Below are 21,425 nucleotides of genomic sequence, written 5' to 3'. Positions count from 1 at the left end.
GAGTTTGCTTATGAATGTGACCACCCGCAAAGCCCAGGAAAGCCTGCAAGAAAGTCTGCAGCAGGTGATTCATCTGCTCGAACGGCACAAGATCGTCGAGAGCATGGTGCACAAGCAGGCCATGGCCAAGCACGATCTGGTCGAGCAACTGGTGCATCGGCAAAACGAAGCCGAGCTGAAAATGAAGCTGGCGCATCTGCACCCGGCCGATATTGCCCACATTCTCGAAGCTCTGCCGCCGGCCGATCGTTTAACGGTGTGGAGCCTCGTTGATGCCGACGACGACGGCGATATTCTGCTAGAAGTCTCGGATGCGGTGCGCGAACAGCTGCTGGCCAGCATGGCCCCGCACGAGATCATCGCCGCCGCCGGGCAGCTCGATACCGATGAGCTGGCCGATCTGGTGCCCGATCTGCCGCAGGCGGTGCAAAGCGAAGTACTGCAAACGCTGGATGCCGACGATCGCGCGGAAGTGCAATCGGCGATGTCCTACACCGATGATCAGGTCGGGGCGCTGATGGATTTCGACATGGTTACCATCCGTGCCGATGTGAAGCTGGAAGTGGTGCTGCGCTATTTACGCCGCTTTGATGAGCTACCCACCCATACCGATAAGCTGTTCGTGGTGGATGATGATGAAATCATTAAGGGGGTATTGCCCCTGAATAAGCTTCTGGTGAGCGATCCAGACGCATACGTAGCCGGGGTAATGGCCAGCGATGTGGTGATCTTCCAGCCGTTTGATGATGTGGGCGCGGCGGCGCAGGCCTTCGAGCGCTATGACCTCGTGTCGGCGCCGGTGGTGGATAGCAATCACAAAGTGATTGGCCGGATCACCGTAGACCAGATGGTGGATGTGATCCGGGAAGAATCCGAAGCCGAAGTGCTGTCGCTGGCGGGCTTGAAAGAAGAAGACCTCTTTTCCAGCGTGGGCAAAGCGGTGAAAAACCGCTGGCCATGGCTGGCAATCAATATTTGTACCGCTTTTGTGGCTAGCCGGGTGATTGGCGCCTTTGAAGACACCATTGCCCATCTGGTGGCGCTGGCCGCGCTGATGCCGATTGTGTCCGGCATTGGCGGCAATACCGGCACGCAAACCACCACGCTGATTATCCGCGGCCTGGCGCTGGGGCAAATTACCACCAGCAATTCGCGGCTGCTGGTGGCCAAAGAGCTGGGTATTGCCGTGATCAATGGCCTGGTGTGGGGCGGGGTGCTCGGGGTGATGGCCTGGGCGCTGTACGGCCAGCTCTCGCTGGGCCTGGTGATGATGGGCGCGATGATGCTGAATCTGCAGGTGGCGGCGCTGGTGGGCTTGTTTGTGCCGCTGACCATGCAAAAACTGGGTCGCGATCCGGCTTATGGCTCATCGGTGTTGATTACCGCCATGACGGACAGCCTGGGCTTTTTTATCTTCTTGGGCTTGGCGACGATTTTCCTGATGTAAAGCGGCGCTAGCAATAAAAAAAGCCAATGGGTAAACACCATTGGCTTTTTTGTTGGCGTGACGATCGCGCTTAGCGGCAGCGGGCCTGCTTGGTGGGCCACGAGAGCAGATCAAACGTGACTTCGCTGTCGCTAGTCTCGGCGGCGGGTACGCGCAGATCAACAATCTGCAGGCATTGCCGCCATTGGCCCTGCCGCCCAATCACGCCATCTGCCGGCAGCGCTTGCAGGCCGCCTTGGGCATCACTCAGTTGCAGCGCGCCATCGCGCCACACCAGCTGCTGCTGTGGGTTGAGCGCTACGCCGCTGGTGAGATTGCGGCCCAGCAGCCAGCGTTGCGGCTGGCCATCGCGGGCTTGGCCTTCCAGCGTCAGCCAGTCCTGCGGGCCCGCCGGATGAGCGCGGCGCGCCAGCGTGGCGGTGAGGCCTTGCGGGGCCACGGCCCAGCGGACGGGCAGAGGACTGACTTCCATGCGTTGCTCACCCACCTGTACCTGCAGGCGGCCCTGACGCTGTTTGAACTGCCGCAATGGGCCGCTGAGCTGCTCGCCCATTTGCAGCGTGCTGTGTACTTGCAAGGGTGCGGCGCTGGCCGGGCTGGCCAGCCACACCCCAGCCAGCAGGCTGGCCAGGGCACACGTCAAGTTGATTGACTTGGTCATTCGAGATCCAGTTATGGGCGATAAGGGGAAGCCTGCTGCAGCTCGGCAAAGAAGCTGGCATCGGGTGCATGCTCTTCGGCCGCTTCAAATTCGTCATGCATAAAGGCTTTCGAGGCCGGTACCTCACTCACTGCACTGAAGCTGCGCAGCATGGCTACGCCGGCATTCCCCGAGCTAGTACGGGCAAAGCGCAGATTGATATTACCCCAGTCATCGTAATCTTGCAGATAGCCTATGCTGCCATCGGCATTCAGATCGAGGGCGTAGCTTGCGCCATCTTGCGTGCGGCTGTTATTCCAGTCTGCATACAGGCCCGCACTGCTGCCGCGGCCGATTAGCGCGCTTTCGAGCAGGGCGCTTTCGTTCAGGCGCTCGCCGCTGCCATCGGAATAATCAATGCGGAAGGTATTGCCGCATGGGCTGCCTTCGATACTGCAGCTATTGAGGCTGTAATAACCGCGCTTGAGATAATACCGCTGCAGCGCGCCGGAGCTGGTGGCACTCTGGCCCAAGCCCTGCAACTGATACAGGTAATTCATGATGCTGTAGTAGTTAGGCTTGTCATTGGTGTTTTCAAAGCCGCCATGGCGCAGGCCCAGATTATGGCCCAGCTCGTGCATGATGGTGCCGGCCTGGAAATTGATCAGCCGGTAGCGATTGCTGGCCGTGCTGCTATTGAGGCCCCATTTGCCCAGCGACACGACCAGATCATTGCCATTGATTTCCGCCACGCCCGATGAGCCGGCGCTGCCATCGGCATTGCGGCTGCTGGCCATCAGCAGATAGTGGAAAATCTGCCGGCGGCGTAAATCCATGCTGTTGGCTTTGTAATCGGCCAGCCGGCTGCAGCCAGCGGGTGGGCTCAGATCCACGCAGGCCGCAAACGGCACCGCTTTCCCGCCACCCAGATTGAAATTCACTGGGCTAAAGCCGGCCGCGTACAGATTGCCGGTATCAAACAGCACGTCGATATTGCGCCGCGCAAAGGCATCAACCACCGCTTGCAGGGCTTCGCGCTGTGGTTTTACGCCTTCATCGCTACTTTGCATGTAGTCGACCTGAATCAGGATCGTGCGGCGGCCCGCTCGGGCGCCCATGCTGTATAAATCCAGCCCGGCATAAGTGCCGCCCGCGACTTTGGCGCTGCTGGGGATGCCATCCCCATCGTCGTCGTTGGCATTGGCAGGCACATCATTGCGCCCGGCCGGGGTCGAGAAGGCCACATTGGTCCAGTCTGCGCTGCTGCGGGTGTTTTTGCTTTGGGTGAAATAGCGAACTAAGGCATGGCCAAACTGATTGCTGATCGCCGGCGCGTTGCTGCCATTCCAGCTGTTGGCGCTGCTGGCGGCATCGCTATTGCTGCCAAAGCGGACAAAATCGGCGGTTTGGCCATTGCGCAGCAGCTCCAGTGCGCCGCCGGCGCTGCTCCAGCGCGGATAGTTACTGCTGCTGCCCAGATAGCGGATCTGATTGGTATTCACTTGCCCGGCGGCACCGGTGCTGGCGGCCAGCACCAAGATGCCCTGCGCGGGCAGCGTGCCGCTACCAAGGGCAAAGGTGGTGAGCGTGCCGCTGTTATTGCGGGTGCGCAGGCCCAGCTCGGCCAGATTAATGCTGGTGGCACTGTCGTTGCGGATTTCCAGCCAGCTGCCGCTACCGTATGGGTCGCTGGCGATTTCATTAATCACTAAACCCAAGCCGCTACTAGGTACCGGCGTTGCGCTTGGGGCTGGCGTTGGGCTGGCCGTTGGTGCTGCGGTGGGGACTGCAGTTGGCGTTGCCGTCGGTTTAGGGGTAGCCGTTGGTGCTACGGTAGGTGTGGCAGTTGGTTTGGGTGTTGCGGTCGGGGCAACGGTGGGTGTTGCCGTTGGTTTGATGCTCGGACTCGCACTCGGTTTGGGGCTGGCGCTTGGCGCGGTGCTGGGTTTCGGCGTCGCGCTTGGCGCGAGGGTCGGGGTTGCTGTTGGTTTGCTTGTGATGACTGGGGTGGGGGTATTGCCTGGAGTGCTTGTTGCGGCTGGGTTAGCCGCACATACCCCTAGATCTTGCCACACGCCCCACTGCCCGGTGGTGCCGGGGATTTCGCCTCGCGTCCACCATTTGGCTTGATAGAGACGACCGTTGTAGCTCACCTGATTGCCACCCACATAGGTGGCGCTGCTGCTCCAGACGCTAGGGCAGCTGCCGGCGGCGCCATTATTGGCGGGCGCGGCGGGCGTGCTGGTGGCGCGGGCGGGGCTGGCTTTGAGCGCCAACCACAGCGAGGCGGCTTGCTGCGGATTCCAGTTCGCGCCGCTAATGGCCTCATGGGCTACGCGCGCGCGATACACCTGACCCTGATAGCTCACTTCTTCGCCGGCCTGATATTGCCGGCCTTCTTGCCAGGGGCTGGCGGCCCAGAGCGAGCCGCTAATTAAACTGAATAACAACAGGCCGCTTGCACGCAGCGGGGTGATCGGTTTGCGCATGTCATCTCCTTGTTATAAGCAGGGCATCCTACACCAAATATGCTGCGCGAATTTTTCTACGCCGATAACTGGAGGCTATGTGTGTGAGTTATTTCATAGCTTTCATAAAAATTACCTTTTGCTGTTTTTATGTGGATAAGTTTGCCCGCGCGGGCTGCGTTGTGGGCGGGCTTTCGGTATGCTTGAAGGCTGCTTATTCTGGCTGGGCTGACCATGCTGCAAACCTTGGCGATTGCCAATTACCGCTCTTTGCGCGAGCTGATCGTGCCGCTGGCGCAGGTGAATGTCATTACCGGCGCCAATGGCAGCGGCAAATCCAGCCTCTATCGCGCTTTGCGCCTGCTGGCCGAGAGCGCGCAGGGGCGGCTGGTGGCCAATCTGGCGCAGGAAGGCGGCTTTGCCGCCACGTTATGGGCTGGGCCCGAAACCATTAGCCGGGCGATGAAGGCCGGCGAAGTACCGATTCAGGGTACGACCCGGCAAGACACCATCGCCTTGCGCTTGGGCTTTGCCGCCGACGATTATGGCTATCTGATTGACCTAGGTTTGCCCGCGCCCGATAGCACGACCTTGTTTGGGCAAGATCCGCAGATCAAGCGCGAATGTATCTGGGCCGGCCCGGTACTGCGCGAAGCGGCGGTGCTGGCCGATCGGCGCAATGCCTTGTGCCGGGTGCGCAGCGGCCGCGAGTGGCAAGTGCTTAGCCGGCATTTGCCGGCCTACGATAGTTTGTTTGCGCAGTGCGCCGACCCGTTGCGCGCGCCCGAAGTGCTGCTTTTGCGCGAGCGGATGCGCGGCTGGCGCTTTTATGATCATTTGCGTAGCGATGCGCAGGCACCCGCCCGGCAGAGCCAAGTGGGCACTTATACGCCGATATTGGCGCATGATGGCGCCGATTTGGCCGCGGCGATCCAGACCATCCGCGAGCTGGGGCGGGGGGATGAGCTGGCGGCGGCGATTGAAGATGCTTTTCCCGGCTCACGGCTGGAGATTGAGATCGAGCATGGCCGTTTTGCGCTGCGCATGTGGCAGCACGGCCTGCTGCGGCCTTTGGCGGCTGCCGAATTATCGGATGGCACCTTGCGTTACTTATTGCTTTGCGCGGCTTTGCTCAGCCCGCGCCCGCCGGAATTGCTGGTGCTGAACGAGCCGGAAACTAGCCTACACCCCGATTTGCTACCCGCGCTGGGGCGGCTGATTGTGGCCGCCAGCGCCCAGGCGCAGATCATTGTGGTGAGTCATGCCGCCCGATTGGTAACCGCTTTAAGCCGTCAGCGTGAAACACAGGTGATTACCTTGGTGAAGGAACTGGGCGAAACGCAGATCGAAGGGCAAAGTGCGCTGGAGCGGCCCGCCTGGTATTGGCCGGTACGCTAGTGCTGGGGTATTGCCCTGCAAGCACTATCCAGATTGCATTTGCAAGCTATACGGTGCAATAAAGGTGGCGCGGGTCACACAATTAGGGTTAAGCTGCTAGCCCCCTTGCTGTAGTGTTTGTCTGTTATGTCTGCCTTTCCGGTCAGCCTGTTGCTCGATGTGCTTGGGCAGCAGCGTTTCGGTGTTGAATATCAGCCGCTGATCAATCCGCACAGCGGCGAAATCGCCGCCTATGAAGCTTTGGCGCGTTTTTACGATGCCCAGGGCCAGATTTTGCGTACTGATCAGGTCTTTCATGCGCTGCACGATAGCCCGCTGACGATGTTTCAGGCCGAATACCAGATGAAGCAGCTGCAGCTCGATTACGCGCCGCCGCTACCGTTGTTTGTGAATCTCGACCCCGATGTGTATCAGGTGGCCGATGAAGGCGAGCAAATGCATCCGCTGTTGCAGCTCTTGTCGCGCCGGGGCGATGTGGTGCTCGAAATCATTGAAAACAGCGACATCAGCGCCGCCGGCCGCAGCATCAAAATGGCCGATGATTTTGCCCGCCAAGGTATTCCGCTGGCGCTGGATGACATTGGCGCGCCGCAATCGATGCTGTCTTTGCCGCTGCTGATCAAGGTGGATTGCCTAAAATTTGATCGCAGCTGGCTCAGCCTTTTGCATTGCCCCTTCCATCGCGCCGCCATCTCCAGCCTGATTGCCTATGCCCAAGCCACCGGCAAACAAACCGTGCTGGAAGGCATCGAAACCGAAGCCCAGCGCGCGATGGCCTGCACGCTGGGCGTGGATTTGGTGCAGGGCTTTTTATACCGACCGGGCTTTATTCATATCCAGCCCTAGGTATTGGGCTGCAGGCCATGCAAGGTAATGCTTGGCGGCCGATACCCTTTTGCTGGCTTATTTCTTGCTGTATTGCTGAATGTGTTGCTGTACTTCGGCCGGCTGGTGCAGGGCTTCGCCGGCGCTGCTAAAGGTTTTGACTTGCCCTTGCTGAATCAGCCCGGCTTGCAGCTTGCGGTTTTCCGGATCGATGATCAGCCATGCGGTATCCGGCTTGCCGGCGGTGGGCTTATTGCCAATCAGGTAAAGCACCTTGTCGTAATGCAGCGGGCTGGGCGCGCTCATCGCGGCGAGCCAAGCGGGCAGCTGATCACCCAAAATCTGCTCCAGCCCCGGCATGATGGGGCTAACGGCGGTAAATAGGCCGATATCTTGTGGGAATTTGCCTTTAAATTGCAGTAACGTGCTCCAATCGGCTTGCGGGCTTAATACTTGTTGCACCAGTTGCCCGGTTTTTTGTTTAACCGCGCTGGCCAGCTGATTGGTATCCACGCCCAGTGGCTGTAGCACTTCATTGGCATCACTGGCCACTTGCTCGATCACGCCATCGGTCTGGCGTTTGACTTCTTCACCCACAATCCCCACCACGGACGAGGCGGCTTGCTGAGTGAGCTGGGTGGCTTGCTCGCAGCCGGTAAGCAATCCCAGCAGCAAGACGGGGAGCAGGGCATGGCGAGCAGCAAAGCGGGGCCGGTGTTCAGGCATGATGGGCATCCTATCGAAATACATTGATTGCCCACTTTGAGCGGTGGGGTGGCGGTGAAGTTCCGAGTGCGGGCGCACATTTGCGGTTCAGCGCAGATTCAGCTGGTCAGAGGCATAGTGCAGCTGTACCCACGCAGAGGAGTCACCATCATGCGCACCACCACCTTGCTTGGCGCCAGCCTGCTGGCGCTGATGACCACCACCGCCATGGCCAGCGATGGCTGGTATGGCGAGCGAACCAACAACAGCACTCCACGCTGGCAGCAGCGCGATTACGCCATCGTGCGCAGTGTCGAGCCGCAGTATGAATCAGTTCGCCAAGAGCGGCAGGAGTGCCGCAGCGAATGGATCACCGAACAAGTGCCGCGCAATACGCTGGATAACAGCGCTGGTACGATTTTAGGCGGCGTGGCCGGCGGGGTAATCGGCCACCAGATCGGCAAAGGCCGTGGCAAAGATGTGGCCACCGTGGCCGGGACACTGATCGGCGCCATGCTGGGCGATCATGTGGCCAGCCAGTACAACCCCAGCCCGCGCTACGACACGGTCAGCCGCGAGGTGCAGCGCTGCCGCCCGGTGAGCGATACCACGCAACGTATTCGCGATTATCGGGTCAGCTATGAATACCGCTCGCAAATTTATACCACCAATCTGGCCTATGATCCGGGCCGGCCCGGCTCGCGGATTCCGGTGCGGGTGCTGGTGGAGCTAGAGCAGTAAATAAGCCCGCTTGGGCGTGTGTAAATTATCTCAGTAGGCCAATGGTGCTTGCGGTTACAATGTGCTGATCTTGGAGGATAAACCGATGAAAACAGCGTGGAAAACAGCGATTCTGGTGGTGTGTCTGAGTGCCAGTGCCTTGGTGCAAGCGGCGGTTGGCCGTGATGAAGCCGCCGCTCTGGCGCAACAGAAAACCAACGGCGGCAAAGTGCTGAACGTGGAAAAATTCGTCGATGGCAATAAATCGGTCTGGCGCGTGAAAGTGCTGACCTCGGCGGGCGATGTGCGCGCCGTGTTTGTCGATGAAGCCACCGGAGCCGTGCGCTAAGCTGCCCGGCACAAGGAGTGCGCCATGCGCATTTTGCTGATCGAAGACGAAACCCGCCTGCGCGAAGCGCTGGCCCGCGAGCTCACCGCCGCTGGCTATCGCGTAGATACCGCCGCTGATGGCGCCGATGGCCTGTATCAGGCGCAGGAATACCCGTTTGATTTGCTGATTGTCGATCTGGGCCTGCCCAAGCTCGGTGGGGTTGAGCTGATTCGCCGCCTGCGTGCCGCCGGCAAAGACATGCCGATTTTGGTACTGACTGCCCGCGCGGCCTGGCAAGATAAAGTGGCCGGGCTGGAAGCCGGCGCCGATGATTACCTCACCAAACCCTTTGAATACCCAGAGTTGGCCGCGCGGGTGATGGCGCTATTGCGCCGCGCGCTGAAAGCCCAGCCCGATGGCTTGCAGCTGGGGCCGCTCAAAATCGACATTACGCGGCAGCAGGTCAAGATGTTTGACCAACCCATCGAGCTGACCGCCTATGAGTTTCGCCTGCTGGAATACCTGGTCGGCGCGCGGCCCAATATCGTCAGCAAGCAGGCGATCAGCGATTATCTCTACCCGCATGATGAAGACCGCGATAGCAATGTGATCGAAGTGCTGCTGGGCCGTGTGCGGCGCAAGCTCAGCCCCGATGGCAGTCTGGTGGTGATCGAAACCGTGCGCGGCCGCGGCTACCGGCTGGCACTGGAAGACGCATGAGCAGTGCCATCCGCACCCGCCTGCACATCGGCGCCAGCGTGGTGATGCTGACCTTTTTCTGCCTGGCTGGCTGGACGGTACAGCGCATTTATCTCAGCCATTTGCAGCTCAGCCATTTTGAGCGGCTGCGCAGCGGCGTGTATACGCTGCTGGCGGTCAGCGAGCTTGATCGTAGCGGCCGGCTGCAAATGCCCAATAATCTGACCGAGCCACAATGGGTGACGCCCGATTCGGGCCTGTATGGGCAGATCGAATTTCCTCAGCAGCCGCAGCCGATCTGGCGCACACCCTCGGCCGCGCAATTGCCCGCACTGCCCAAGCTCAATCTCGCCACCGGCCAGTGGCTGCAACAGCCCTTGCAATTGGCGGGTAGGGAGTATCTGCTGGCAGCCTATCAGGTACGCTGGGTGGCGGCTGATACCCCGCAGGTGGTGCGCTTTATCGTGTATGAAGACACCCGCAATCTGCAGCAGCAATACCGACAATTTCAGCAAGCCTTGTGGGGCTGGCTGGCCGCCGCTGCGCTAGGTTTATTGCTCGCGCAAGCCTTGCTACTGCGCTGGGGGCTGCGCCCGCTGCGCCAGCTGGCGGGCGAATTGCGCGAGATCGAGGCCGGCCGGCAGCGGCAGGTGAGCGGTGTTTACCCGGCCGAAATCGCGCCACTGAGCCGGCAACTGAATCAGCTGGTGGAGCAAGAACACGCGCGCCAGCAACGCTATCGCGAGGCGCTGGGCGATCTGGCGCACAGCCTGAAAACCCCGCTAGCCATCTTGCGCGCCGAGCAGCAATCGGCCGAGCTGGCGCGCCATGTGCGCGAGCAAGTAGCGCGGATGGATCATATTGTGCAGCATCAGCTGGGCCGCGCCGCCCTGCGTGGGCAAGCCGCGCTGGCCGCGCCGCTGGCGCTGCGCCCGATTGCCGAGCGGCTGATCGCCAGCATGGAAAAAGTCCACGCCGCGCGCGCGCTGCAATTTTCGCTTAGCTGCGCGGGCGAATTGCAATGGCCGCTGGATGAAGGCGATGCGTTTGAAGTGATTGGCAATGTGCTGGATAACGCCGGCAAATGGGCGCAGAGCCAAGTCGAGCTGCGGCTCTTTGCCGCCCGCGAGCAGCTCACCATCGTGGTGAGCGACGATGGGCGTGGTTTTGTCGATACCAGCGCCCCGCTGCAGCGCGGCGTGCGGCTGGATGAGCGTGTAGCGGGCCATGGCATTGGTCTGGCGGTGGTGGCCGATATTGTGCAGGCCTATGGCGGGCGCATCGAGCTGGGCCGCAGCGGGCTAGGTGGCGCCAGTGTTACGCTGGTCTTTCCCGCGCCGGTGGGCTAGCGGCGGCATGCTAAAATCGGCGGCTTAACGCTATTTCGCAGAGTAGAGCATGAGCACCGAATTAATCATCGAAGACCTCGTCGTGGGCGAGGGCAAAACCTGCGTGCGCGGCGCGCTAATCACCGCCCACTACATCGGCACCCTGGAAGACGGCACGGTGTTTGACTCATCCGTCGCCAAAGGCCAGCCGTTTCAATGCGTGATCGGCACCGGCCGGGTGATCAAAGGCTGGGATCAGGGCATGATGGGCATGAAAGTCGGCGGCAAACGTAAACTCTTCGTCCCCGCGCATCTGGCCTATGGTGAGCGCCAGATCGGCGCCCACATCAAACCGAATTCCAATTTGCTATTCGAGATTGAATTGCTTGAAGTACTGACGCGGGACGACTAAGTGGCAAGCTGGCGAGAACTACTGCAAAGCAGCGGCCTAGCGCGGATCGATGCGCAAGTATTGCTGCTGCATGTATTGCAAAAAAATCGCGCCTGGCTGATCGCGCATGATGATGAGCCGGCTAGCGAAGCCGAGGCACAGGCCTTTGCCACGCTGGCGCAGCGGCGCCGCGATGGCGAGCCGGTGGCGTATTTGCTGGGTAGCCGCGAGTTTTATGGTCGCGAATTTGCCGTGAGCCCGGCGGTGCTGATTCCCCGCCCGGATACCGAATTGCTGGTAGAGCTGGCGCTGGCCCGCGCGCCGCAGGGTGGTGCGGTGCTCGATCTGGGTACGGGCTCTGGCTGTATCCCGATTACATTGCAGCTAGAGCGCCCCGATTTAACCGTCAGTGCGGTTGACCTATCGCCGGATGCTTTGGCGATCGCGCGGCAGAATGGCCAAGCGCTGGGTGCCCAGGTGCGCTGGCTAGAGTCAAACTGGTTTAGCGCGCTGGGGGCGGAGCAATTTGCGCTAATTGTGTCCAACCCGCCGTATATCCACGCCGAAGATGATCATCTGCATCAGGGCGATTTGCGCTTTGAGCCCAGTGGCGCGCTCACCGATGGCTACGATGGGCTGCGGCATTTGCACACCATCATTGCCACTGCGCCGGCCCACCTGCGTGCCGGGGCGTGGCTGCTGCTGGAGCATGGCTGGGATCAGGGCGCGGCTTGCCGCGAATTATTGCAGGCGGCCGGCTTTGCCGAAGTACACACCTGGCGTGATCTGGGCGACAATGACCGAGTGAGCGGCGGCCGCTGGTGGCCGGCGACCGACTCTCCGTCGCCACACCTTGCGAGCGGCGGGTAGCGGCTTTACAATTCCCGACTAATTTATTCAGGCTTTGCGAGCGAATCATCATGAGCATTCAAGACACCATCCGCCAACAAGTGAACGAAAATCCGGTCATCCTGTACATGAAAGGCACCCCGACTTTCCCACAATGCGGCTTTTCAGCAGGCGCGGTACAGGTTCTGAAAAATCTGGGCGTGAATTTTGCGGCGGTGAACGTACTGGCCGACCCAGAAATTCGCCAAGGCATCAAAGAATTTGCCAACTGGCCGACGATTCCGCAGCTGTATATCAAGGGCGAATTCGTAGGCGGCAGCGACATCATGAAAGAGCTGTACGCAAGTGGTGAGCTGGCCGAGATGGTTGCCGACATCAAGGCCGCCCAAGGCGAATAAGCCGGGCCTTCGCTAATAAAAAACGCCCCAGGGTTTTCGCCTGCGGCGTTTTTTATTGCAATTGTTTGTCGATTTTGGGTGGCTGCTCCCGACCCAGAGCTGCCGACTAGGTGACAAATGCTTAGTTGCAGTATTTATGCTCATTCTGAGATTTACAGAAGTATTCTGTTAATGCATGGTCAATACCAAGCGATTGCATTTTTGCAATCAGAGTTTTTGCTTTACTTCTATCAGTAACAGTCAACATGTCATAGGCCTGATTTTTATTTTTCGCGGCCTCAGCCTTGGTTGATTTCTCTGTTGAAAAAGAGAATAATGCATAAGCAACTACAATATCTTTTTTAACTCCATTACCTATTGCATATTGCATTCCAAGATTGTTCATAGATAGATAATTACCTTGACTGGCAGATTTTCTGTACCATTTAGCAGCTTCCAAATAATTAATTTTGGCGACCGCACCCTCCGAATAAATTTTACCCAAATTGAACTGAGCCTTATCCCAGCCTTGATTGGCAGATTTAATCAATAACTGTTCGGCGAGCGGATAATCTTTATTAACTCCAGTCCCATTGATATATAAAATAGCCAAATCATTCTGGGCAATTGGATTTCCTTGCTTCGCTGCAGCAATATAATACTCTGCAGCTTTTTCATAATTCTGCGCAGTGCCAAGGCCTTTTTCATACATCTGTCCAAGGGCCCCTTCTGCATCTGGCTGGCCTTTTTTAGCGGCAGCAGTTAGAAAAAAAATAGCTTTTTCATAGTTTTGGGATACGCCTGAGCCATTTTTATATTGAACACCCATCCAAGCTTGGGCAAAAGTATCACCTTGTTCAGCAGCTTTATTTAGCCAATAAATGGATTTTGAAGAATCGACATTGACGCCAATTCCAGAGTTATACATTAAACCCAACATACCTTGAGCTCGAGCATCGCCTTTATTGGCAGCTTCTGTAAATTCACGAAGAGCAACAACATAGTTACCTGTTGAATATGCCTTCTTTCCATCTTCGAAGCTTGCGTAAGAATAAGAAAATAACGCCACAGATAAAAAGGTTGAAACAATAAATTTACGCATCTATTTTCCGGTAATTTTGATTAAAAATCGCGCTAGATTCTACGTCCGTCCGCTTATGGCCGATAGCTGTCTGTCACCAAGTTTATCTGAGCCACCGATGCTTGGCACGCCGAGATGCGAATCGTTAATCGGCCATCGACCTAAGCGCACCCGCCTTTGAGCAATCCCCAGCCACGAGCTGGCCGTAACACCGTAAAATACCGCTTTTGCTTCGCGATCTGCCCCCATGTCTATCCTGCTTTGTACGCTCAACGCCCGCTACACCCATGCTTCGCTGGGTTTGCGCTATTTGCTGGCCAATATGGGCGATTTGCAGGCGCAGACCGAGATTGTGGAATTTGTGATCGGCGGCAAAACCACCGAGTTTGCCGAGCGGCTGCTGGCGCGGCAGCCCAAGATCATCGGCTTTGGCGTGTATATCTGGAATTTGGAAGAAACCGCGCGGCTGGTGGCGCTGCTTAAGCGCATTGCGCCAGAGGTGAAAATTATCCTCGGCGGCCCTGAGGTATCGTACGAGAGCGCCGAGCAGCAGATTGTGAAAGACGCCGATTATGTGATCACCGGCTGGGGCGAGGTGACGCTGCCCAAGTTATGCCGCGAGATTTTGCAGGGGCCACAGCCGCTGATGAAAATTCACGCCGGCGTGCAGGCGCAGCTCAGCGACTTGGTGATGCCGTATCAGCTGTATAGCGATGAAGATATTCGCCACCGCACCTTGTATGTCGAGGCCTCACGCGGGTGTCCGTTTAAGTGCGAATTTTGCCTGTCGGCCTTGGATAAAACCGCCTGGCCGTTTGATCTGGATGCGTTTCTGGCCGAGATGGAAACGCTGTATCAGCGCGGGGCGCGGCTGTTTAAATTTGTGGATCGCACTTTTAATCTGAATATCAAAACCAGCCAGCGGATTATGCAGTTTTTCCTCGATAAGCTGGCGGCCAACCCGGCGGACCCGGTGTTTGCGCATTTTGAGGTGGTGCCCGATCATTTGCCCGATGGGCTCAAAGACAGTATTCGGCGGTTTCCGGCGGGCACTTTGCAATTCGAGATCGGGATACAAAGCCTGAATCCGGCGGTGCAAACGCTGGTGAGCCGCAAGCAGAATAACGCCAAGGCGGCGGAGAATATCCGCTGGCTGATGCAGGAATCACACGCGCATTTGCATGTGGATTTGATCGCCGGCTTGCCGGGCGAAACGGTAGAGAGCTTTGCCGCCGGCTTTAATCAGCTGGTGGGCATAGGCCCGCATGAGATTCAGTTTGGGATATTGAAACGCCTGCGCGGCACGCCGATTATTCGCCATACCGCTGAATTTGCGATGGTGTACGACCCGTATCCGCCGTACACCATCATGGCCAACCGCGATATTGATTTTCCGACCATGCAGCGGCTAGTGCGCTTTGCCCGCTATTGGGATCTGGTGGCCAATTCGGGCCGCTTTGCCAATACGCTGCCGGTGATTTTGGGCCATGAGCCGTTCGAGCGCTTTATGGCGCTGAGCGATTGGCTGTATCAACATACCGATGCTACCCACCGTATCGCCCTAGACCGCTTGGCCAAGCTGGTTGGCGTGTGGTTACAGGAGGGGGGTATGTCGGCAGAGGCGGCCGAAGCACTGTTGGCCAGCGATTATGCCGGCAAGCAAGGCAAAAGCAGCGAGAAAAAAAGCAGCGCGCCACAACGCCAGCAAATGCATCTGGCGCACTAAAGCGCCCCGGCCACGCACCGCCAGCCGGTGCTTAGGCAAACAAATGCTGGCGGGCCGTTTCGGTCACGGCCACCACGGCCGGGTGGCGCAGATGGCGCTGCGCGCTGATGGCATAAAACTGCTCTTTCAGCTCGCTAATCACCCCCAGCGCTTGCACGCCGTATTCCTGCCCGATGCTGGCGGCCAGCACGGTGGGCACGGCAAAAAAGCCGGCGCCGGCTTTGCCAAAGGCCTTGAGCAAAGCGCCATCATCACATTCAGCCACAATCTGCGGCCGCACTTGTGCGCGTTCGAGCCAGGCTTCTAGCCGCGGGCGAATTACGGCATCTGGCCCCGGCAATAACAGCGGCGCGCCCTGCAGCGCCTGCGGCAGTGGCCCTTGCCAGCGCGCACAAAGTGCGGGGGTGCCCATCAATGTGAGCGTGCTTTCGCCTAACAAATGATTAAACGCGCGGATATTGGTTTCGGGCGGCACGGGCCGATCGGCAATCACCAGATCGAGTTTGTGCGTCGCCAGCTCCGCCAGCAGCGGCAGCAGCTGGCCTTCACGGCAGATGAGCCGCAGTGGCTCATCCAGCTGCAGCGCCGGCTGCAAGAGCTCAAAGGCCACCGTTTTGGGCACCATATCGCCAATCCCTACCCGCAAACGCTGCACCGAGGCTTGCGGCCCGCCGGCCAGCGCGGTTTGCAGCTCTTCGCCGAGGCTAAACATCTCATCCGCATAGCTTTGCACCAGCCGGCCAGTTTCGGTCAGCGCCAGCTGGCGACCATCGCGGCGCAGCAGCGGCTGGCCGATTTGCTCTTCCAGCGCACGCAGCTGGCCACTGATGGCCTGCGGGGTGAGGTGGAGGCGTTCGCTGGCGCGAATCACCCCGCCCGAGCGGGCCACCACCCAGAAGTAATACAAGTGCTTGTAGTTTAATTGGTTCATGGCGGCGATTATTCCAAAAAACTGAAGTTAGAAACAAGAATATACGATTTTTATTTATTGGCGTGCGGCATTAAATTTGACCCATATCCAGCTCGGATTGTTTCTGCAAAGGAGTCATGCCATGAAAATCGAAATCAGTAGCCAAGGCGTTGCGTTGGATGAAAAACTGCAGCGGCATATCGCCCGCCAGATCGAGTTTGGCCTTGGGCGCTTGGCTAGCCATATCCGTAAAGTGACCGTGCGCCTGTCTGATGTGAATGGCCCGCGCGGCGGGGTGGATCAGCATTGCCAGCTGGTGATTAGCCTGCATCAGATTCCCGATGTGATTATCGAAGATGTGGCCACCGATCAGCTGTTTGCGATTAATCGCGCCACCGATCGGGCCAGCCGCACGGTAAGCCGCCGCGTGCGGCAAAGCCGTGGCTTTGCCCCGGTAGCCAGCCCGCTTGGGCTGGGTTACTAAATCTGACCCAACCGGTTTTTCCCCAGCTCAGGAGTAACCACCATGCGTCGTTATGCTGTGAATAGTCATGAAGCAGTTTGTCGTTTGCTGGCCCTGTCCCTGTTGTCGGACGGGGGGCTAGACCCCGCCGAACTCGCCGCCGTGCGCGAAAGCCGGCTGCTGGCCCAATTAGGCATCAGTGAGCCTTTATTGCAGCAGGTGTTGCAAGACCTGTGCGATGACCTGCTGCAATACCTACCCGGCCAAGCGGTGGGGCACCTCGAGCTGGACACCCCCTTGCTGGATCGCCTGCTGGCCGAGGTGGATGACCCGGCGCTACAGGTGAAACTATTGCGCGCTATGCTCGGGGTGGTGGATGCCGATGGCTGGCTGGCCGATGGCGAGGCGGTGTTGATTTCGCGGGCCATGGCCTGCTGGCAATACGACTGGTATGCGGTGCAGCCGATCCCAGGCCAGCCGCGCACTGCGCGCAGCGTGCTACGAAGTTGATGGGGTATATCCTTTTAAGCTAATTGTGGAGTGAAGATCATGGAGATACTACTGGGGGTATGGCTGGGGCAGCCACTCTGGTTGTGGTTAGCCTTTGTCACCATTGTTCTGGGGCTGCTGGCGTTTGATTTGGGGGTCTTGCATAAGGAAGACCACGAGATCGGCGTACGTGAAAGCCTGCAGCTGTCGGCGTTTTATATTGCTGCCGGCCTGCTGTTCGGGGCCTGGGTGTGGTGGTATCTGGGGGCCGTATCCGGCATGCAGTATTTCACCGGCTTTTTGATCGAAAAAAGCCTGTCGCTGGATAATGTGTTTGTGATCTCGCTGATCTTCACCTACTTTGCCGTGCCACGGATGTATCAGCACCGGGTGTTGTTCTGGGGTATTTTGGGCGTGATTGTACTGCGGGCCATCATGATTGGCCTGGGGGCTACGCTGGTAGCGCAGTATTACTGGACGCTGTATGTGTTTGCGGTGTTCCTGATCTTCACCGGCCTGAAAATGCTGTTTGCCGGTGAGCAAAATACCGATCTGGCCCAGAACCCGCTGCTGGGTTTCCTGCGTCGGCATATGCGGGTAACCAATGAACTACACGGCCAGCGCTTTTTTGTGCGCGCCCCGGCGGCGGCAGGCAGCGATAAGCAGGTGTGGTGGGCAACGCCGCTGTTTCTGGCGCTGTGTATGGTGGAGCTGGTTGATCTGGTGTTTGCGGTGGATAGTGTGCCGGCGATTTTTGCCATCACCACCGATCCGTTTATCGTTTACACCTCCAACATCTTTGCGATTTTAGGTTTGCGGGCGCTGTATTTTGCGCTGGCGGCGGTGATCCACCGCTTCCATTACCTGAAATACGCCTTGGCGCTGGTGCTGGTGTTTATCGGTTCGAAAATCTTCCTGGGGGATTTCGTCTTTGATGGCAAAGTGCCTGCCGCCCTGTCGCTGGCGGTGACCTTTGGCCTCTTGGCGGCGGGGGTGTTGTATTCGCTGTGGAAAACCCGTCAACCTGCTTTACCGAAGTACTGAGCGCTGCGGTGCGCTGGCAAGCAAAGCTTGGTCTTAAACAAGCCGCCCGTCTGGTATACGCCAGCCGGGCGGCGTGTTGCTTGGGCGCTTATTTCTTGCTTGGGCGACCGGTTTTGATTTTTTCCAGCTGGCCCACCAAGGCGAGCAGGGCGGCATCATCCAGCTGGCTGAGCGCATACAGGCCGGCGCGCACGATTTCGCTCTTTTTCACTTCCACACCGGCGGCGATCACCCGCTGTTTGCTGCTGGCAATCAGGGCGTAGTCGCTGGCAGGGAAGGTGAAGCTATCGCGTACCAGTTTTTCTTTTTTCTCGGCCTTTTTGCCACGAGCGGCCTTACCGGCCTTGCTGTCTTTGCTGCTGGCTTCGGCGGCCGCCGGCTGGGCAGATGCAGCCTCTGCGACTACCGGGGCTACCACGGCCGGCGCAGCCACTTCGGCGACCACCTCAGCGGCGGCTGGCAGTGCTTCTGGCTGGGTATTGGCGGCGGTGGCACGCGGTTTGGCCGCGCTACGGGCGGCAGGGCGGCGGCGGGTGGTGGTGGTGCTTGGGGCTGTTGACGCGGTATTGGCTGGGGCTGCTTTCGTCATGGCACGACTCCAAAAAAGAAAAGGTAAAACGGTATAAATTGTTTATGACCGGATTTTCCCTTTCCTTATCCCCTTCATGTGTTGCCGTTTGATGAATTTTTTATGACATCTTCATTCAGGATTTGCCGGGCGATTAGGCTGGTTTCGCTGGCGGTGAGACCAATGCCGGCGGGATGCTGTTCGCGCCAGCGATCAGCCGCCGCGCCATGCAGATAAGCGCCCGCCCGCGCCGCTTCAGCCAGCGTCAGCCCTTGCGCGGCCAGCGCGATGATCATGCCTGCCAGCGTATCGCCTTGGCCAGCGCTACTCAGAGCCGGATTGCCGGTGAGGTTGCGGCTGATTTGCCCATCTGGATCGGCGATTAAGGTGCCATGGCCTTTAAGCAACACGGTGCAACCTAATTCACGCGCTAAAGTCTGCACCGCCTGCACGCGATCAGCCTGTACTTCGGCAGTGGTGCAAGCCAGCAGCCGTGCCGCCTCCGCCGGATGCGGCGTGAGCACCGTAGCCTGCGCCCAGCGGGCTTGTAATTGCGCCCGCAAATGGGCTTGGCTGGCCAGCAGATTCAGTGCATCTGCATCCAGCAATAAAGGGGTGGGGGTATTGAGTGCCAGGCCTAATAATTCAGCGCTTTGCGGGCTAATACCCATGCCCATACCGCAGGCGAGATGGGTGTAGGGTTGGGCCAAAGCGTGCGCGGTGCTACCCAGCATCAGCTCGGGTTGTTGCCAATCGCAGTAGGGGCGCGGGTCCAGCAAGCCCAGCCACACTTTACCGGCGCCCATGTGCAAAGCCGCACGGCCGGCCAGGAGCGCCGCACCCACCATGCCCGGCGCGCCACCTAGAATGGCTATGCTGCCAAAGCTGCCTTTATGGCTATCGGCCGCGCGCTGCAGGCGGGCCAAGGCGCCGCCTATCGGATCAGATTCATTCATCGGTAGCCCGATCACAGAGTCGCAATCATTTCACTATACCGCAAGCCGGGTGGGCGAGTGCATGGCAGGCAGGGTAGTTCGGGGTGGCTTATAAAAGCCAAAGTAATGATTTGACAGTGTTTTTTAGATCGGGCATACTCGCGGCACTCAATTGATCGAGCACATCCTGCAAAGTGCCGCTAAAGGCATGATGTGTTAAGCAAGTTTATCTTCGCAAATCGGCCCTGCCGATCTACCTAAAACGCCCGCTGGTGACAGCCCCCTCTACTGTCAGCCATGGCCTACCCGGACCAACCCGGGTTGGGTTCGAACCGAACCTGGTGCTCTTCGATTGGTGCTATGCCATCCGGCGTGGATGGCTGACGGCGCTAACACAGTATTTTTCCAACCAGAAAACCCGTGCAAGCGCCCACTTGGAGCGTTTATACATGTTTGATTTTAATATTGAAGCACGCCCGGCAGCCCGGGCCGAGGAAATGGAAGGCTGGTTTCAAATCGTGATCTGTCGCGGCGGCCGCCGTAAACCGGTGACCGACTGGCAACCCGTTCCTCAATCACGCGATCGCGCCTTGCATCGCGTGCTGCGCCAAACCGCCGCCATCGCCAGCCAACAGCTGGCCGTGCAGTGCGGCTAAGCGCGCAGTTGTGACCGCTACAATAAAAAAGCCACCGTGAGGTGGCTTTTTTATTGTCTTGCCAGCTTATGCCGATTTACGACGGCGGGCGGCCAGCAAACCAACTAGACCTAAGCCCATCAGCGCATAGGTTTCAGGCTCAGGAACTGGGGCCACTTGCAGGTTGTCCAGCAGCAATTGCGAATGCACTACTGAATCACCTTGGTTGCTCACCACAAAGCGTACTGCACCAATGTAGTTGCTCTGCGCGACAAAGCTCAGGGTGCGCCAGCCGCTGCTACCGTAATTGCCAACTTGTGCCACGCTAGATAGCTCAAAACGACGATTTTGGTTATCCAAGATCAGGGCAACGTCATTGAAGGGCTTGTAATCGCTGGTAGTGAAGGCCCAATCAAATGAAACGCGGTCCCCAGCTTTGATGTTGACCGATTTAGTCAGAACACTACCAGTGGTTAAGTTGGGTGTTGCGCTGTTGCTGAAGTTAGCCGTTGAATTAGTGGTGTTGGTATTCAGGACTGCAAAATTACCACCATGAGTCCAGTTGCGACCTTGCGCATCTACGAATGACTGCACTACCGACACATTGCCACGCGATGTGTAGCCAGACAGACCATTGCTAAAGTCACCGTTCAGAACGGCTGCAGATGCTTGGCCTGCCAATGCCAACAAGAGCAAAGCGCTCAATTTTTTCATGCGTATTCTCCGGGATAATTATTTAGTGCGGCGACGACGTGCGGCCAAAAGACCAACCAGACCTAGACCCATCAGCGCATAGGTCTCTGGTTCAGGTACAGGCGCTACATTGGCATTGTCAATCAATAAGCGTTGTTGGCCGGTAGGATTAATCAGACGGATTTCAACGTCATCGTTGAAATTGGTTGGCAACAACCAGCTCACAGATTTCCAGCCATTACCGCTGAAAGTGAAGCTGCTTAACTGCTGGCCGCCGACAAATACGCCAACTTCACCGCTAGCGGCTACGCCTTGTGCGTTGGTGATTGCAAAGTCGAAGTTAAATCGACCATTGTCAGAACCGTAAAATGAACGGGTCAGAACATCATCCCCCGCCATATTGAGGAAATACTGACCTTCGCTTGCCGCAAAATTGCCCAGAGACTTGCTTACGACTGAGTTCACACTAGCCAGTGACCACTCATTTACGCCATCTTCAAAGCCCGGATTAACGAGGGCTGCATGGCTGCTCACTGCACTGGCCAAGGTAATGAGGCCGGCCATCAATTGTGTCTTCATTTGAGTATCCGCTTCCTTGTATAAGTAACTGATTATATTATTTTAATTTTCAGGTAAGATTCTACAAGGAATTCACTGCTATGCCAATGGCACTATCGGGCAGTGTCGCTGCGGGGTGAATGCC

At 58.1% G+C, this 21,425-nt stretch carries 24 protein-coding genes; 15 read left to right on the top strand and 9 right to left on the bottom strand.

The window, feature by feature from the left end; genetic code table 11:
* The first annotated feature begins 10 nt into the window (after positions 1–10).
* Positions 11–1,447 (top strand): magnesium transporter, encoded by a 1,437-nt coding sequence (gene mgtE, locus L991_RS15125; RefSeq protein ID WP_028450521.1) that lies wholly within the window; start codon positions 11–13, stop codon positions 1,445–1,447.
* Positions 1,448–1,517: 70 nt separating this feature from the next.
* On the opposite strand, the gene L991_RS15120 is transcribed toward mgtE, so the two are convergent.
* Entirely contained in the window at positions 1,518–2,108 is a 591-nt protein-coding gene (locus tag L991_RS15120) for a hypothetical protein (RefSeq protein WP_047396852.1), read from the bottom strand.
* A gap of 11 nt (positions 2,109–2,119) precedes the next feature.
* Complete coding sequence (locus L991_RS15115; protein WP_052190960.1) at positions 2,120–4,576, bottom strand: carbohydrate-binding protein; 2,457 nt, start codon at positions 4,574–4,576, stop codon at positions 2,120–2,122.
* Between the two features lie 213 nt (positions 4,577–4,789).
* Here L991_RS15115 and L991_RS15100 point away from each other — a divergent pair, with 213 nt between their 5' ends.
* Together L991_RS15100 and L991_RS15095 are read left to right on the top strand one after the other, a co-directional pair.
* Entirely contained in the window at positions 4,790–5,953 is a 1,164-nt protein-coding gene (locus L991_RS15100; protein WP_047396850.1) for an AAA family ATPase, read from the top strand.
* Between the two features lie 126 nt (positions 5,954–6,079).
* Complete coding sequence (locus L991_RS15095; RefSeq protein WP_052190958.1) at positions 6,080–6,799, top strand: EAL domain-containing protein; 720 nt, start codon at positions 6,080–6,082, stop codon at positions 6,797–6,799.
* Positions 6,800–6,856: 57 nt separating this feature from the next.
* On the opposite strand, the gene L991_RS15090 is transcribed toward L991_RS15095, so the two are convergent.
* On the bottom strand, positions 6,857–7,504 hold the full coding sequence (locus L991_RS15090) for a hypothetical protein (protein WP_047396849.1): 648 nt from the start codon (positions 7,502–7,504) through the stop codon (positions 6,857–6,859).
* A gap of 150 nt (positions 7,505–7,654) precedes the next feature.
* Here L991_RS15090 and L991_RS15085 point away from each other — a divergent pair, with 150 nt between their 5' ends.
* The 7 genes from L991_RS15085 to grxD all read left to right on the top strand — a co-directional run bounded on the left by L991_RS15085 (position 7,655) and on the right by grxD (position 12,199).
* Positions 7,655–8,224 carry a glycine zipper 2TM domain-containing protein gene (locus L991_RS15085; protein ID WP_052190956.1) on the top strand — a complete coding sequence of 190 codons (570 nt, stop codon included), beginning with the start codon at positions 7,655–7,657 and terminating at the stop codon, positions 8,222–8,224.
* 85 nt (positions 8,225–8,309) lie between these two features.
* Entirely contained in the window at positions 8,310–8,552 is a 243-nt protein-coding gene (locus L991_RS15080; RefSeq protein ID WP_051259040.1) for a PepSY domain-containing protein, read from the top strand.
* 24 nt (positions 8,553–8,576) lie between these two features.
* Positions 8,577–9,254, top strand: a complete 678-nt coding sequence (locus L991_RS15075) for a response regulator transcription factor (protein ID WP_028450515.1) — start codon at positions 8,577–8,579, stop codon at positions 9,252–9,254.
* The gene (locus L991_RS15070; protein ID WP_047396848.1) at positions 9,251–10,582 is read left to right on the top strand and encodes an ATP-binding protein; all 1,332 of its coding nucleotides are present in this window, start codon (positions 9,251–9,253) and stop codon (positions 10,580–10,582) included. Before L991_RS15075 ends, L991_RS15070 begins: the two co-directional genes overlap by 4 nt.
* A 49-nt stretch (positions 10,583–10,631) precedes the next feature.
* A complete protein-coding gene (locus L991_RS15065; protein ID WP_047396847.1) occupies positions 10,632–10,973 on the top strand; it encodes an FKBP-type peptidyl-prolyl cis-trans isomerase in 342 nt (113 codons plus the stop codon).
* Complete coding sequence (gene prmC, locus L991_RS15060) at positions 10,974–11,822, top strand: peptide chain release factor N(5)-glutamine methyltransferase (RefSeq protein WP_052190954.1); 849 nt, start codon at positions 10,974–10,976, stop codon at positions 11,820–11,822.
* Positions 11,823–11,872: 50 nt separating this feature from the next.
* Positions 11,873–12,199 (top strand): Grx4 family monothiol glutaredoxin, encoded by a 327-nt coding sequence (grxD, locus tag L991_RS15055; RefSeq protein WP_028450512.1) that lies wholly within the window; start codon positions 11,873–11,875, stop codon positions 12,197–12,199.
* A 121-nt stretch (positions 12,200–12,320) separates the two neighbouring features.
* Here the strand turns inward: grxD and L991_RS15050 are convergent, their stop codons facing one another.
* Complete coding sequence (locus L991_RS15050) at positions 12,321–13,280, bottom strand: tetratricopeptide repeat protein (protein ID WP_081986714.1); 960 nt, start codon at positions 13,278–13,280, stop codon at positions 12,321–12,323.
* 226 nt (positions 13,281–13,506) lie between these two features.
* On the opposite strand from L991_RS15050, the gene L991_RS15045 reads away from it, so the two are divergent.
* The gene (locus L991_RS15045) at positions 13,507–14,985 is read left to right on the top strand and encodes a B12-binding domain-containing radical SAM protein (protein ID WP_047396846.1); all 1,479 of its coding nucleotides are present in this window, start codon (positions 13,507–13,509) and stop codon (positions 14,983–14,985) included.
* A gap of 31 nt (positions 14,986–15,016) precedes the next feature.
* Here L991_RS15045 and nhaR read toward each other — a convergent pair whose 3' ends face one another.
* Positions 15,017–15,916: a transcriptional activator NhaR gene (nhaR, locus tag L991_RS15040; RefSeq protein ID WP_047396845.1), complete on the bottom strand. Its 900-nt coding sequence runs from the start codon at positions 15,914–15,916 to the stop codon at positions 15,017–15,019.
* A gap of 121 nt (positions 15,917–16,037) precedes the next feature.
* Here nhaR and L991_RS15035 point away from each other — a divergent pair, with 121 nt between their 5' ends.
* From L991_RS15035 to L991_RS15025, 3 genes are read left to right on the top strand one after another with little or no spacing between them, the layout of a single operon-like run.
* Positions 16,038–16,379: an HPF/RaiA family ribosome-associated protein gene (locus tag L991_RS15035; RefSeq protein ID WP_028450507.1), complete on the top strand. Its 342-nt coding sequence runs from the start codon at positions 16,038–16,040 to the stop codon at positions 16,377–16,379.
* A gap of 42 nt (positions 16,380–16,421) precedes the next feature.
* Entirely contained in the window at positions 16,422–16,868 is a 447-nt protein-coding gene (locus L991_RS15030) for a TerB family tellurite resistance protein (RefSeq protein ID WP_052190951.1), read from the top strand.
* A 39-nt stretch (positions 16,869–16,907) separates the two neighbouring features.
* Complete coding sequence (locus L991_RS15025; protein WP_047396844.1) at positions 16,908–17,891, top strand: TerC family protein; 984 nt, start codon at positions 16,908–16,910, stop codon at positions 17,889–17,891.
* An 88-nt stretch (positions 17,892–17,979) separates the two neighbouring features.
* On the opposite strand, the gene L991_RS15020 is transcribed toward L991_RS15025, so the two are convergent.
* Positions 17,980–18,480 carry a hypothetical protein gene (locus L991_RS15020; protein ID WP_047396843.1) on the bottom strand — a complete coding sequence of 167 codons (501 nt, stop codon included), beginning with the start codon at positions 18,478–18,480 and terminating at the stop codon, positions 17,980–17,982.
* Positions 18,481–18,554: 74 nt separating this feature from the next.
* The gene (locus L991_RS15015; protein ID WP_047396842.1) at positions 18,555–19,415 is read right to left on the bottom strand and encodes an NAD(P)H-hydrate dehydratase; all 861 of its coding nucleotides are present in this window, start codon (positions 19,413–19,415) and stop codon (positions 18,555–18,557) included.
* A gap of 428 nt (positions 19,416–19,843) precedes the next feature.
* Here L991_RS15015 and L991_RS15010 point away from each other — a divergent pair, with 428 nt between their 5' ends.
* Positions 19,844–20,050, top strand: coding sequence for a hypothetical protein (locus L991_RS15010; RefSeq protein ID WP_028450505.1), 207 nt, complete (start codon positions 19,844–19,846; stop codon positions 20,048–20,050).
* A 66-nt stretch (positions 20,051–20,116) separates the two neighbouring features.
* Here the strand turns inward: L991_RS15010 and L991_RS15005 are convergent, their stop codons facing one another.
* On the bottom strand, positions 20,117–20,743 hold the full coding sequence (locus L991_RS15005; protein WP_047396841.1) for a PEP-CTERM sorting domain-containing protein: 627 nt from the start codon (positions 20,741–20,743) through the stop codon (positions 20,117–20,119).
* An 18-nt stretch (positions 20,744–20,761) separates the two neighbouring features.
* On the bottom strand, positions 20,762–21,301 hold the full coding sequence (locus tag L991_RS15000) for a PEP-CTERM sorting domain-containing protein (protein ID WP_047396840.1): 540 nt from the start codon (positions 21,299–21,301) through the stop codon (positions 20,762–20,764).
* Positions 21,302–21,425: the final 124 nt, after the last annotated feature.

Source organism: Chitinibacter sp. ZOR0017, from assembly GCF_000799095.1.
In the GTDB taxonomy this organism is placed as follows: domain Bacteria; phylum Pseudomonadota; class Gammaproteobacteria; order Burkholderiales; family Chitinibacteraceae; genus Chitinibacter; species Chitinibacter tainanensis.
Note: the sequence above shows the minus strand (reverse complement) of the source record. Positions and strands in the feature narration are given on the sequence as shown.

Excerpts from the sequence above, each read along its gene's own strand:
- L991_RS15065 (WP_047396847.1), top strand. The coding sequence starts at position 10,632 with ATGAGCACCGAATTAATCATCGAAGACCTCGTCGTGGGCGAGGGCAAA.
- L991_RS15015 (WP_047396842.1), bottom strand. The coding sequence starts at position 19,415 with ATGAATGAATCTGATCCGATAGGCGGCGCCTTGGCCCGCCTGCAGCGC.
- L991_RS15100 (WP_047396850.1), top strand. The coding sequence starts at position 4,790 with ATGCTGCAAACCTTGGCGATTGCCAATTACCGCTCTTTGCGCGAGCTG.
- grxD (WP_028450512.1), top strand. The coding sequence starts at position 11,873 with ATGAGCATTCAAGACACCATCCGCCAACAAGTGAACGAAAATCCGGTC.
- L991_RS15115 (WP_052190960.1), bottom strand. The coding sequence starts at position 4,576 with ATGCGCAAACCGATCACCCCGCTGCGTGCAAGCGGCCTGTTGTTATTC.
- L991_RS15075 (WP_028450515.1), top strand. The coding sequence starts at position 8,577 with ATGCGCATTTTGCTGATCGAAGACGAAACCCGCCTGCGCGAAGCGCTG.
- L991_RS15020 (WP_047396843.1), bottom strand. The coding sequence starts at position 18,480 with ATGACGAAAGCAGCCCCAGCCAATACCGCGTCAACAGCCCCAAGCACC.
- L991_RS15005 (WP_047396841.1), bottom strand. The coding sequence starts at position 20,743 with ATGAAAAAATTGAGCGCTTTGCTCTTGTTGGCATTGGCAGGCCAAGCA.
- L991_RS15090 (WP_047396849.1), bottom strand. The coding sequence starts at position 7,504 with ATGCCTGAACACCGGCCCCGCTTTGCTGCTCGCCATGCCCTGCTCCCC.
- L991_RS15120 (WP_047396852.1), bottom strand. The coding sequence starts at position 2,108 with ATGACCAAGTCAATCAACTTGACGTGTGCCCTGGCCAGCCTGCTGGCT.
- L991_RS15010 (WP_028450505.1), top strand. The coding sequence starts at position 19,844 with ATGTTTGATTTTAATATTGAAGCACGCCCGGCAGCCCGGGCCGAGGAA.
- L991_RS15025 (WP_047396844.1), top strand. The coding sequence starts at position 16,908 with ATGGAGATACTACTGGGGGTATGGCTGGGGCAGCCACTCTGGTTGTGG.
- L991_RS15070 (WP_047396848.1), top strand. The coding sequence starts at position 9,251 with ATGAGCAGTGCCATCCGCACCCGCCTGCACATCGGCGCCAGCGTGGTG.
- L991_RS15045 (WP_047396846.1), top strand. The coding sequence starts at position 13,507 with ATGTCTATCCTGCTTTGTACGCTCAACGCCCGCTACACCCATGCTTCG.
- L991_RS15030 (WP_052190951.1), top strand. The coding sequence starts at position 16,422 with ATGCGTCGTTATGCTGTGAATAGTCATGAAGCAGTTTGTCGTTTGCTG.
- L991_RS15000 (WP_047396840.1), bottom strand. The coding sequence starts at position 21,301 with ATGAAGACACAATTGATGGCCGGCCTCATTACCTTGGCCAGTGCAGTG.
- L991_RS15085 (WP_052190956.1), top strand. The coding sequence starts at position 7,655 with ATGCGCACCACCACCTTGCTTGGCGCCAGCCTGCTGGCGCTGATGACC.
- L991_RS15050 (WP_081986714.1), bottom strand. The coding sequence starts at position 13,280 with ATGCGTAAATTTATTGTTTCAACCTTTTTATCTGTGGCGTTATTTTCT.
- L991_RS15095 (WP_052190958.1), top strand. The coding sequence starts at position 6,080 with ATGTCTGCCTTTCCGGTCAGCCTGTTGCTCGATGTGCTTGGGCAGCAG.
- L991_RS15035 (WP_028450507.1), top strand. The coding sequence starts at position 16,038 with ATGAAAATCGAAATCAGTAGCCAAGGCGTTGCGTTGGATGAAAAACTG.
- L991_RS15080 (WP_051259040.1), top strand. The coding sequence starts at position 8,310 with ATGAAAACAGCGTGGAAAACAGCGATTCTGGTGGTGTGTCTGAGTGCC.
- mgtE (WP_028450521.1), top strand. The coding sequence starts at position 11 with ATGAATGTGACCACCCGCAAAGCCCAGGAAAGCCTGCAAGAAAGTCTG.
- nhaR (WP_047396845.1), bottom strand. The coding sequence starts at position 15,916 with ATGAACCAATTAAACTACAAGCACTTGTATTACTTCTGGGTGGTGGCC.